Genomic DNA, 11,296 nt, shown 5'->3' with positions numbered 1-11,296 from the left:
CGAAGGGGCCATCCGACTCAACATCGATGTTGGCGGACAAGCCGCCTTCGCGAGCAGGCTCGCTCCCACAAGGGGATCTCGTTCGGTTCAGGGAAGTCGTGGCAGGCACTGGCACGCTTGCTGCTCTACCCCTGGGACAATCCCAATGTCCCGAGGACACGCCAATGAGTCAGCAAGCCGTCAAATTCGCCTACTGGGTACCGAACGTCAGCGGAGGGCTGGTGGTCAGCAAGATCGAGCAACGGACCCACTGGGGCATCGACTACAACCGCAAACTGGCGCAACTGGCCGAAGAGGCGGGGTTCGAATATGCGCTCACGCAGATTCGCTTCACTGCCGGTTACGGCGCCGAATACCAGCATGAGTCCGTCGCCTTCAGCCATGCATTGCTGGCCGCCACCCACAAACTGAAAGTCATCGCCGCGATCCTGCCGGGGCCATGGCAACCGGCACTGGCGGCCAAGCAACTGGCGACCATCGATCAACTGACCAACGGCCGGGTGGCGGTCAATATCGTCAGCGGATGGTTCAAGGGCGAATTCCAGGCCATTGGCGAGCATTGGCTGGAGCACGACGAACGCTATCGCCGTTCCGAAGAATTCATTCGCTCGCTCAAAGGCGTGTGGACCGAGGACAACTTCACCTTTCGCGGCGATTTCTATCGTTTTGACAACTACAGTCTCAAGCCCAAGCCACTGGGCCGGCCGGAGATCTTCCAGGGCGGCAGTTCCCGTGCGGCGCGGGACATGGCAGCGCGGGTGTCGGACTGGTACTTCACCAACGGCAATACCCCGGAAGGCATCAAGGCCCAGGTCGACGACATTCGCGCCAAGGCCGCGGCGAACAATCACTCGGTGAAGGTTGGCGTAAACGCCTTTGTCATCGCCCGAGATACGGAAGAAGAGGCGCGAGCGGTGCTGGCGCAGATCATCGACCAGGCCGATCCGCAGGCAGTGAATGCCTTCGGTGATGCGGCGAAACAGGCGGGCAGGGCATCACCCGAAGGCGAGGGCAACTGGGCGAAATCCACGTTCGAGGACCTGGTGCAGTACAACGACGGCTTCAAGACCAACCTGATCGGTACGCCGCAACAGATCGCCGAGCGCATCGTCGCATTGAAAGCGGTGGGTGTAGACCTGGTGCTGGCGGGGTTCCTGCACTTTCAGGAAGAAGTCGAATACTTCGGCAAGCGGGTGTTGCCGCTGGTGCGTGAGTTGGAGGCCAAGGGGCTGGTGAAGCCGCAAACAGCCGTCGCCTGAACACGACTGATCGTTCCCACGCTCTGCGTGGGAACTCCTCACCGGACGCTCCGCGTCCGCTTCAGGGACGCGGAGCGTCCCGGGCTGCATTACCACGCAGAGCGTGGGAATGATCAGTGCCGGGTTTCAGGCCGAGGTCCGACAGGCTCGGATGGTCGTCAGGACGACGCCCCAGCGGCCAGTGGAACTTGCGCTCGCTTTCCTTGATCGGCATGTCGTTGATGCAGGCGAAGCGCCGCGCCATCAGGCCGTCTTCGTTGAACTCCCAGTTTTCGTTGCCATAGGAGCGGAACCAATTGCCCGAATCGTCGTGCCATTCATAGGCATATCGCACGGCGATGCGGTTATCGGTAAACGCCCAAAGCTCCTTGATCAGGCGATAATCCAGTTCCTTGGCCCATTTGCGCGTCAGAAAGCCCTTGGCTTCTTCGCGGTTGTAGGCGAACTCGGCGCGGTTTCGCCATTTCGTGTCCAGGGTGTAGGCCAGCGAAACGCGCTCCGGGTCGCGGGAGTTCCAGCCATCTTCGGCCAGGCGAACTTTTTCAATGGCCGATTCACGGGTGAACGGCGGCAATGGCGGACGAACTTCGGCGTTAGACATTTCATGTCTCCCTATTAAATTAAAGTTCAAACAAGTTGTCGGTCTTGATCAGGTTATTACAGGTCCAATAACTTCCGCGCCATGCATTGCGCATTATCGGCAGCCCTGTGGTCACCCATGACAAGCGCGACGGTAATGGCTCCGTCAATCAGGATCAGCAGCTGTTTGGCCAGCATCTGCGGATCTTCAGCGCCATATTCGGTACACAGCTCGCACACGTAGTCGAGCAGCTTTTGTTTGTGTTCTTTGGCCACCAGGCGCACCGGGTCCTGCGGATCGCCGGTTTCACCGCTGGTGTTGATGAATGCGCAGCCGCGAAAACCTTCGCTGGCAAACCAGGACGTGAGTACGGTGAACAGGTTGAGCAGGCGTTCGGCTGGCGTCTGGGCCTGTCCGACTTCGCTTCTGTACCACTGCATCCAGCGTTCATCCCGGCGTTGCAGGGCAGCGACGGTCAGCTCCTCCTTGTTGGCGAAGTAGCGATAGATACTTTTTCTGGAGACGCCGGCGGTTTTCACCAGGAGATCCATGCCCGTGGCGGCAATGCCACTTTTGTAGATCAACTTTTCGGTGACATCCAGAATGATGTCGCGTGTGTCGTTGCTGGTTATCTTGTTCATGTGGATACAGTAGAACGATCGTTCTCCATGGTCAACCTGTTTCTGAGATCAAAAGATCGCAGCCTTCGGCAGCTCCTACACTGATCTCTGTAGGAGCTGCCGAAGGCTGCGATCTTTTATAGGGTATGAGCCTCATCGCAAGACCCAAACCGAACGATGGTGTAAGCTCTCGGGTTCTTCGGATTCGACCCATTGCGAGCCCTATGCCGTCGCTTTTCAAACGCCCCCTGCTGCCCAAACTGCGCAGTTTCCCGCTGACCGCCTATGCCGTCACCATCCTCTCTGGCGCCGCCGAGTTCCGCCGTTGCCTGCTGGAAAAAATCGCCAGCGCCACCCAGCGCATCTATATCGTTGCGCTGTACCTGCAACAGGACGAGGCCGGCCAGGAAATTCTCGACGCCTTGCACGCGGCCAAGCTGGCACGGCCGGAACTGGAAGTGGCGGTGGTCGTTGACTGGCTGCGCGCCCAGCGCGGGCTGATCGGTGCCGGCAAGCAGCCGGGCAACTCGGCCTGGTATCAGGAAATGACCCGCACCCACCAAAGCGTCGTGCCGGTGTACGGCGTGCCCGTGCAGACCCGCGAGCTGTTTGGCGTGTTGCACTTGAAGGGTTTTGTCATCGATGACTGCGTGATCTACAGCGGTGCGAGCCTGAACAACGTCTACCTGCACAAGTTCGACAAGTACCGGTACGACCGTTACCACCTGCTGCACAATCGCGCGCTGGCCGACTCGATGCATCACCTGGTACAGCACGGCCTGGTGGCTTCAAAGGCGGTGCATCGCCTGGACCTGCCAAACCTGCCGACCACCCGCAGCCTGCGCAACGACATCGGCGACCTGCGCAGCCGTCTCAAGCACGCGGCCTACGACACGACCCAGGGCACCACGGACAAAGATGGCCTGTCGGTCAGCCCGCTGCTGGGCGTAGGCAAGAACAATCCGTTGAGCCGGGTGATTGGCGAGCTGATCGGCAGCGCCCGGCAGCAGCTGACCATCTGCACGCCGTACTTCAACCTGCCCTTGGCGGTGACCCGGGAAATCAACCGGGCGCTGGCCAGGGGGGTGAAGATCGACATCGTGGTCGGAGACAAGACCGCCAACGACTTCTACATCCCGCCGAGCGAGCCGTTCAAGGTGATCTCGGCGCTGCCGTATCTCTACGAAATCAGCTTGCGCCGCTTTGCCAAGCGGCATCAGCGCAACATCGACAGCGGCCAGTTGAACCTGCACTTGTGGAAGGACGGCGACAACACCTACCACCTCAAGGGCATGTGGGTCGATCAGCGCTACACCTTGCTGACCGGCAACAACCTAAATCCGCGGGCGTTTCGTCTCGATCTGGAAAACGCCTTGCTGATCGATGATCCGCAAAACGAATTGCTCGAACCCCGCCGCACCGAGCTTGCACAGATCTTCGAGCACACCCGGCGCATCGAGCGCTACCAGGACCTGCAAACCCTGCCGGATTACCCGGCGGGGGTGGCGAAGTTTCTCAAGCGGGTAAGCCGGGTGCGCATCGAGCGGTTGCTCTACCGCATTCTGTAGGACCATAAAAGCTTCGCTGGCAAGCCAGCTCCTACAGGGGAATGCGATCACCTGTAGGAGCGGGCTTGCCAGCGAAGACGTCCGTCCAGACGCTACAAGACTCAGTTCAACCCAAGCTTGCCCCGGAACGTCGACAGATCTTCAGCCAGCCTATTCACCGGCCCGACCAGCGCCTTGCGATCGTCTTCGCCGGCAAGCCTGACTCCTACAGGCGAGCCAGGCTTGCCGGCGTGTCTGTTGCACCGCGATATCGTTTTTCGCGGGCAAATCGGGATCAGCCGTTACGGTGACGCAAACTGCGCTCCATCCGAGCAATCCCTTCCTCCAGCAACGACCGCGGGCAGCCGAAGTTCAGGCGCACGAACTGTTGGCAGCCATCGCCGAAATCCAGGCCCGGGCTCAGGCCGACCCTGGCCTGTTCGAGGAAGAACTGTTGCGGGTTGTCCAGCCCCAGGGCCGAGCAGTCGAGCCAGGCCAGGTAGGTGCTTTGCGGCACATTCATCGTAATGCCCGGCAAACGGCTGCGCACGGCGTCGACCAGGTAATCGCGGTTGCCCTGCAGGTAGTCCTTCAGCGCGACCAGCCAGGGGGCGGCTTCGCTGTAGGCGACGCGGGTCGCTTCCATGCCCAGCGGGTTGACGCTGTCGACCATGCCGCAACGGGCATGATTGACCTTCTCGCGCAGGTGGCGGTCCTGGATGATCATGAACGAGGTTTTCAGGCCGGCGATGTTGTAGGCCTTGCTGGCCGACATCAGCGTGATGGTGCGCTGGGCTATTTGCGGGCTCAGGGACGCCATGGGCAGGTGTTGGCGACCGTCGAAGCACAGTTCGGCGTGGATCTCGTCGGAGATGATCCAGGCTTCGTTGGCCAGGCAGATGTCGGCAATAGCCTGCAGTTCATCCCGGGCGAAGGCTTTGCCCAACGGGTTGTGCGGGTTGCTCAGGAGCAGCGCACCGCCGCCTTGCAGGGACTCGTTCAAGGTCGCCAATGGCGTGGCGTAGGTGCCGTCGGGTTGCGGGTCGAAGCTCAGCTCGACCTTGTTCAGGCCCCAATGACCCGCTGCGTGACGCAGGGGCGGGTAGTTGGGAACCTGCACCACTACATTCTGTGCCGGCTGTACCAGCGCCTTGAGCGCCATGTTGAAGCCCGACTCGACGCCCGGCAGGAAGATCAGCTCTTGCGGCTCGACGCGCCAGGCGTACTTGTTCCACAAATCGGCAACGATGGCCTCGCGCAAATCGTCCTTGGCCACGCTGTAGCCGAGCAACGGGTGTTCCAGGCGCTTTTGCAGGGCCTGGATAATCATCGGCGGCGCGGCGAAATCCATGTCGGCGACCCACATCGGCAGCACGTCGGCCGGGTAACGGCTCCACTTGGTGCTACCAGTGCCGTGGCGGTCGAACACCTGATCAAAATCGAAAGTCATGCGCAGTCTCGTAAACGCTGGGTTGGAATGGCAACCATGATAATCGCCAAGCCCCTGTGGGTGCGAGCAAGGATATCGATGGTTGCCCGACGGTCGGTTTTCACACAAGACGCCTACCCATTGTCTACAGTTTCAGGTGTCGGTAGCGAGACTGCCGCCACCGTGATTGTCCAGAAGAATCCGGCAACGTACCGGATTTCCACCTGTTAAGGAGTGCACGATGGACCTCAGCCGTCGTCAGTTCTTCAAGGTCGCCGGTATCGGCCTTGCAGGCTCGAGCCTGGGCGCGTTGGGCATGGCCCCGACTGCCGCTTTCGCCGAGCAAGTTCGCCATTTCAAGCTTGCCCACACCCATGAAACCCGCAACACCTGCCCGTATTGCTCGGTCGGTTGCGGGGTGATCATGTACAGCCAGGGCGACGCGGCCAAGAATGTCGCGCAAAATATCATCCACATCGAAGGTGACGCCGACCATCCGGTGAACCGCGGCACCCTGTGCCCCAAAGGCGCAGGCCTGCTGGACTTCATCCATAGTCCCAGCCGCCTGCAATATCCGCAGGTGCGTAAGCCCGGCAGCAGCGAGTGGACGCGAATCTCCTGGGATGAAGCGCTTGATCGCATCGCCGACCTGATGAAGGCTGACCGCGACGCTAACTTCATCGAGAAGAACGCCCAGGGGCAGACGGTCAACCGCTGGCTGACCACCGGATTCCTCGCGGCATCGGCGGCGTCCAACGAAGCGGGCTACATCACCCATAAGGTGGTTCGCAGTCTCGGCATGCTGGGGTTCGATAACCAGGCGCGTGTCTGACACGGCCCGACGGTGGCAAGTCTTGCCCCGACGTACGGCCGTGGTGCCATGACCAACCACTGGACCGATATCGCCAACGCGAATCTGGTTCTGGTAATGGGCGGCAACGCAGCGGAGGCGCACCCCTGTGGTTTCAAGTGGGTGACCGAAGCCAAGGCGCACAACAAGGCTCGGTTGATCGTGGTCGACCCGCGATTCACCCGCACGGCCTCCGTGGCCGACTATTACGCGCCGATCCGCACTGGCACCGACATCGCCTTCATGGGCGGGCTGATCAATTACCTGCTGACCGAGGACAAGATCCAGCACGAGTACGTGCGCAACTACACCGACGTGTCGTTCCTGGTAAAACCCGGGTACGGCTTCGAGGACGGGATTTTCAGCGGTTATGACGCGGCCAAGCGTGTGTACGCCGACAAATCCGGCTGGGGCTATGACCTGGGCGAAGACGGCTTCGTCAAGACCGACCCGACCCTGCAGGACCCGCGCTGCGTCTATCAACTGATGAAGCAGCATTACAGCCGCTACAACATCGAACTGGCGAGCCAGATTTGCGGCATGCCGGTCGATGCCATGCAGAAAATCTGGGAGGAAATCGCCACTTGCTCGCAACCGGGCAAGACCATGACCATCCTCTATGCACTGGGTTGGACCCAGCACTCGATTGGCGCGCAGATCATCCGCAGCGCGGCGATGGTGCAACTGTTGCTGGGCAACGTCGGCATGCCGGGCGGTGGGGTGAATGCCTTGCGCGGGCACTCCAATATCCAGGGGCTGACCGACCTCGGCCTGCTGTCCAATTCGTTGCCGGGCTACCTCACGCTGCCAGGCGACGGCGAGCAGGACTACAACGCCTATATCCTCAAGCGCACGCAAAAACCGTTACGGCCTGGTCAACTGTCCTATTGGCAGAACTACAGTAAATTCCACGTCAGCCTGATGAAAGCCTGGTACGGGGCCAATGCCACCCTGGAAAACAACTGGGCCTTTGATTATCTGCCGAAACTGGACATTCCCAACTACGACATCCTCAAGGTGTTCGACCTGATGGGCCAAGGCAAGGTCAACGGTTACATGTGCCAGGGTTTCAACCCCATTGCCGCGTTGCCGGACAAGAACCGCGTCATGGCCGCACTGGCCAAGCTCAAATGGCTGGTGGTGATGGACCCGCTGGCCACCGAAACATCGGAGTTCTGGCAAAAGGTCGGGCCCTATAACGACGTGGACAGCTCCGCGATCCAGACCGAAGTGATTCGACTGCCCACCACCTGTTTTGCCGAGGAAGACGGCTCGCTGGTCAACAGCAGTCGCTGGTTGCAATGGCACTGGAAGGGCGCCGATGGCCCTGGGGAGGCGTACACCGACATTCGCATCATGAGCGAGTTGTTCCTGCGCCTGCGCCAGCGCTATCAGGCTGAAGGCGGCGCCTATCCCGACCCGTTGCTGAAACTGTCGTGGCCGTACAAGGTGCCTGACGAACCGTCACCGGAAGAACTGGCCAAGGAGATCAACGGTTACGCCGTCACCGACTTTACCGACGCCACGGGGGCGCTTATCAAGGGCAACGCGCAACTGGCCGGTTTTGGCCAGCTCAAGGACGACGGTGGTACGGCGTCCGGGTGCTGGATTTTCTGTGGCAGCTGGACCGAAACGGGCAACCAGATGGCCCGCCGCGATAACAACGACCCGTACGGCATGCACCAGCACCAGGGTTGGGCCTGGGCCTGGCCGGCAAACCGGCGGATTCTCTACAACCGCGCCTCGGCCGACCCGCAAGGCAAGCCCTGGGACGATAAAAAGCGCCTGGTGTGGTGGAACGGCAAGGCCTGGGCCGGTACCGATGTGCCGGACTACAAAGCTGACGTGGCGCCGGAGGCGGGCATGAATCCGTTCATCATGAACCCCGAAGGCGTGGCGCGGTTCTTCGCCGTCGACAAGATGAACGAGGGGCCATTCCCCGAGCACTACGAGCCATTCGAGACGCCGATCGGCATCAACCCACTGCACCCGCAGAACAAGAAAGCCACCAGCAATCCGGCGGCACGGATCTTCGATTCGGTATGGGACACACTGGGTGTGGCCAAGGATTACCCCTACGCCGCCACCAGCTACCGGCTGACCGAACATTTCCACTTCTGGAGCAAGCACTGCAAGCTCAACGCCATTGCCCAGCCCGAACAGTTCGTCGAAATCGGCGAAGTGCTGGCCAGGGAACTCGGCATCGTCGCTGGCGACCGTGTGCGGGTCAGCAGCAAGCGAGGCTTCATCGAGGCGGTGGCGGTGGTGACCAAGCGGATTCGTCCGTTGCAGGTCAACAATCAGATCGTGCACCAGATCGGTATCCCGTTGCACTGGGGATTCACCGGGCTCACGCGCCACGGCTACCTGACCAATACCCTGGTGCCGTTCCTCGGCGATGGCAACACCCAGACCCCGGAATCCAAGTCATTCCTGGTCAACGTGGAGAAAGTCTAAATGGCCAGCCAAGACATCATTGCCCGCTCGGCCACCACTACTGTGCCGCCATCGGTACGCAACCTGGAGGAAGTCGCCAAGCTGATCGACACCACCAAGTGCATTGGCTGCAAGGCCTGCCAGGTCGCCTGCTCGGAATGGAACGAGCTGCGCGACGAGGTCGGGCACAACCTCGGCACTTACGACAACCCGCAGGACCTGACGGCAGAAACCTGGACCCTGATGCGTTTCACCGAGCACGAAACCGACGCCGGCAACCTGGAATGGCTGATCCGCAAGGACGGCTGCATGCATTGCGCCGAACCCGGTTGCCTGGCGGCGTGCCCCAGTCCCGGGGCGATCATCAAGCACGCCAACGGCATCGTCGACTTCAACCAGGATCACTGCATCGGCTGTGGCTACTGCATCACCGGTTGTCCGTTCAACATTCCGCGCATCTCGCAGAAGGACCACAAGGCCTACAAGTGCACCTTGTGCTCGGATCGGGTGGCGGTGGGGCTGGAACCGGCCTGTGTGAAAACCTGTCCGACCGGCGCCATCGTGTTCGGCTCCAAGCAGGACATGAAGGAACATGCCGCCGAGCGCATCGTCGACCTCAAGAGTCGTGGCTTCGACAACGCCGGCCTGTACGACCCCGCGGGCGTTGGCGGCACGCACGTGATGTATGTGCTGCACCACGCCGACACCCCCAGGCTGTACGCCGGACTGCCGAGCGATCCGGTCATCAGCCCGTTGGTGAGCCTGTGGAAGGGGCTCAGCAAGCCCCTGGCGCTGCTGGCCATGGGCGCGGCGGTGCTGGCCGGGTTCTTCCATTACGTGCGCGTCGGGCCACAGGTGGTCGAGGAAGATGAACGGCCGCCGTCGAGCGATCCTGCGGTGCATGAAGTCGATCCATCGGTGCATACCTATGATCCGAAGCGGGAGGACAGGCCATGATCCGCAAACAGATCCTGCGCTACACCAGCAACCAGCGCACCAACCACTGGCTGGTGGCGATTCTGTTCCTGATGGCGGGGTTATCGGGCCTGGCGCTGTTCCATCCGGCGCTGTTCTGGTTGAGCAACCTGTTCGGTGGCGGGCCGTGGACGCGCATCCTGCACCCGTTCATGGGCGTGCTGATGTTCGTGTTTTTCTTCGGCCTGGTCCTGAGTTTCTGGCGCGCCAATATCTTTATCGCCAATGATCGATTGTGGCTGCGGCGCGTCGACCGGGTGATGAAAAATGAAGAGGAGGGCGTGCCTGCCATCGGCAAATACAATCCCGGGCAAAAGCTGCTGTTCTGGACTTTACTGCTGTGCATGCTGGTGCTGTTGTTCAGCGGGCTGGTGATCTGGCGCGCCTACTTCAGCGCCTATTTCGGCATCACCAGCATTCGCTGGGCAATGCTGCTGCATGCGTTGGCCGGTTTCGTGCTGATCCTGAGCATCATCGTGCACATCTACGCCGGCATCTGGATCAAGGGATCGGTCAGCGCCATGCTGCATGGTTGGGTCAGCCGCGCCTGGGCAAAGAAACACCATGAGCTCTGGTACCGTGAAGTGACCCGGGATGAGCGTCCCGATCCGCCGCTGAACAGAAAAGGATAACCACTTGGCCACGATCCTGGAGCCGGGACAAATCGAAGCGGCGGCGACATCGCCGCCGTTTCTGCACCTGCCACCGCCGAACCTGTTTGCCTTGCGTGCATCGCGCCTGGAGCGCCTTGCCGACGGCCATCCGTTGGCCGATTACCTGCGTCTGGTGGCGGGGTTGTGCAACGTGCAGCAACGTCTGATGGACGATCCACCCGAGGCGGCACAACCGGACCCGCAACGCGTCAGGCAGTGCCTGGATCACGGCCTGCCACCGTTCTCCGCCGACAGCCTGGTGCGCGAGGATGCGTGGCTGGCGTATCTGCAAGCGCTGTTGCAGCGCTATCAGCCACCGGCGCAACCGGCGGTGGAAAACGCCGTGGCAACCTTGCGTGAGGCCAACGTCGGGCAGCGCAAGGCGTGGGCGATAGCCTTGGTCAGCGGACAGTTCGCCTTGCTGCCGGCGGCGCTGGTGCCATTTCTGGGGGCTGCGTTGCAAGTCGCGTGGAGCCATTGGCTGCTGAGTACTCCCGATCTCACCTTGAAACCCTGCAACAGTCTTAACCAGTGCCCGGCGTGTGGCTCACCGGCCATGGCTGGGGTGATCCGCCATCGCGGCAAGTACAACGGCTTGCGCTATCTGGTGTGTTCGCTGTGTGCCTGTGAATGGCATGTAGTGCGGGTCAAGTGTGTGTATTGCGAGCAGAGCAAAGGCCTGCAATACGTCAGCCTCGACACCGACCGTCACGCCGCGGACAAGGCACCGTTACGCGCCGAAACCTGCCCCGGTTGTCGCAGTTATCTGAAGCAGCTGTACCTGGAATGCGACGCCGAGGGCGAAGCTCTGTCCGCGGACCTGAGCAGCCTGATGCTCGACATGCGCCTGGAACAGGAGGGGTTTGCGCGCCCTGCGCCCAACCTGCTGCTGGCACCCGGGGGCGATTGAAGCGAACGTCTACACTCAGGCGGTCAACGTTTGCCGG

8 protein-coding genes and 2 pseudogenes are annotated in these 11,296 nt (G+C 61.2%); 6 read left to right on the top strand and 4 right to left on the bottom strand.

Features of this window, described 5'->3' with window-relative positions; translation table 11 throughout:
• Window positions 1-164: 164 nt before the first annotated feature.
• On the top strand, window positions 165-1,259 hold the full coding sequence (sfnG, locus tag QLG10_RS14105; RefSeq protein ID WP_110752251.1) for a dimethylsulfone monooxygenase SfnG: 1,095 nt from the start codon (window positions 165-167) through the stop codon (window positions 1,257-1,259).
• 127 nt (window positions 1,260-1,386) lie between these two features.
• On the opposite strand, the pseudogene QLG10_RS14100 reads toward sfnG, so the two are convergent.
• Both QLG10_RS14100 and QLG10_RS14095 read right to left on the bottom strand, forming a co-directional pair.
• Window positions 1,387-1,860, bottom strand: a pseudogene (locus QLG10_RS14100) (nuclear transport factor 2 family protein); the annotation flags it as partial.
• Between the two features lie 56 nt (window positions 1,861-1,916).
• Complete coding sequence (locus tag QLG10_RS14095) at window positions 1,917-2,480, bottom strand: TetR family transcriptional regulator (protein ID WP_282487560.1); 564 nt, start codon at window positions 2,478-2,480, stop codon at window positions 1,917-1,919.
• 203 nt (window positions 2,481-2,683) lie between these two features.
• Between QLG10_RS14095 and pssA the strand changes: the two genes are divergently transcribed.
• Complete coding sequence (gene pssA, locus QLG10_RS14090) at window positions 2,684-4,027, top strand: CDP-diacylglycerol--serine O-phosphatidyltransferase (protein ID WP_282487559.1); 1,344 nt, start codon at window positions 2,684-2,686, stop codon at window positions 4,025-4,027.
• Window positions 4,028-4,128: 101 nt separating this feature from the next.
• Here the strand turns inward: pssA and QLG10_RS14085 are convergent.
• A pseudogene (locus QLG10_RS14085) lies at window positions 4,129-4,215 on the bottom strand (EfeM/EfeO family lipoprotein); the annotation flags it as partial.
• 86 nt (window positions 4,216-4,301) lie between these two features.
• On the bottom strand, window positions 4,302-5,456 hold the full coding sequence (locus QLG10_RS14080) for a PatB family C-S lyase (protein ID WP_110754897.1): 1,155 nt from the start codon (window positions 5,454-5,456) through the stop codon (window positions 4,302-4,304).
• A 220-nt stretch (window positions 5,457-5,676) separates the two neighbouring features.
• Between QLG10_RS14080 and fdnG the strand changes: the two genes are divergently transcribed.
• The 4 genes from fdnG to fdhE are packed head-to-tail and all read left to right on the top strand — an operon-like array spanning window position 5,677 to window position 11,259.
• Complete coding sequence (gene fdnG, locus QLG10_RS14075) at window positions 5,677-8,742, top strand: formate dehydrogenase-N subunit alpha (protein ID WP_146235766.1); 3,066 nt, start codon at window positions 5,677-5,679, stop codon at window positions 8,740-8,742.
• Window positions 8,743-9,678, top strand: coding sequence for a formate dehydrogenase subunit beta (fdxH, locus tag QLG10_RS14070; protein ID WP_110754894.1), 936 nt, complete (start codon window positions 8,743-8,745; stop codon window positions 9,676-9,678).
• Complete coding sequence (locus tag QLG10_RS14065; RefSeq protein WP_248677427.1) at window positions 9,675-10,328, top strand: formate dehydrogenase subunit gamma; 654 nt, start codon at window positions 9,675-9,677, stop codon at window positions 10,326-10,328. The genes fdxH and QLG10_RS14065 overlap by 4 nt, the downstream gene beginning before the upstream one ends.
• A gap of 4 nt (window positions 10,329-10,332) precedes the next feature.
• The gene (gene fdhE / locus QLG10_RS14060) at window positions 10,333-11,259 is read left to right on the top strand and encodes a formate dehydrogenase accessory protein FdhE (RefSeq protein ID WP_282487557.1); all 927 of its coding nucleotides are present in this window, start codon (window positions 10,333-10,335) and stop codon (window positions 11,257-11,259) included.
• The last annotated feature ends 37 nt before the right edge of the window (window positions 11,260-11,296 follow it).

The sequence above is a fragment of the Pseudomonas sp. V98_8 genome (assembly GCF_029967975.1).
Taxonomy (GTDB): Bacteria; Pseudomonadota; Gammaproteobacteria; order Pseudomonadales; family Pseudomonadaceae; genus Aquipseudomonas; species Aquipseudomonas umsongensis.
This window is presented reverse-complemented; position numbering and strand designations above follow the sequence as displayed.

What these genes read in the sequence shown, in the direction of transcription:
- QLG10_RS14095 (WP_282487560.1), bottom strand. Translation starts at nt 2,480, where the DNA reads ATGAACAAGATAACCAGCAACGACACACGCGACATCATTCTGGATGTC.
- fdxH (WP_110754894.1), top strand. Translation starts at nt 8,743, where the DNA reads ATGGCCAGCCAAGACATCATTGCCCGCTCGGCCACCACTACTGTGCCG.
- QLG10_RS14080 (WP_110754897.1), bottom strand. Translation starts at nt 5,456, where the DNA reads ATGACTTTCGATTTTGATCAGGTGTTCGACCGCCACGGCACTGGTAGC.
- sfnG (WP_110752251.1), top strand. Translation starts at nt 165, where the DNA reads ATGAGTCAGCAAGCCGTCAAATTCGCCTACTGGGTACCGAACGTCAGC.
- QLG10_RS14065 (WP_248677427.1), top strand. Translation starts at nt 9,675, where the DNA reads ATGATCCGCAAACAGATCCTGCGCTACACCAGCAACCAGCGCACCAAC.
- pssA (WP_282487559.1), top strand. Translation starts at nt 2,684, where the DNA reads ATGCCGTCGCTTTTCAAACGCCCCCTGCTGCCCAAACTGCGCAGTTTC.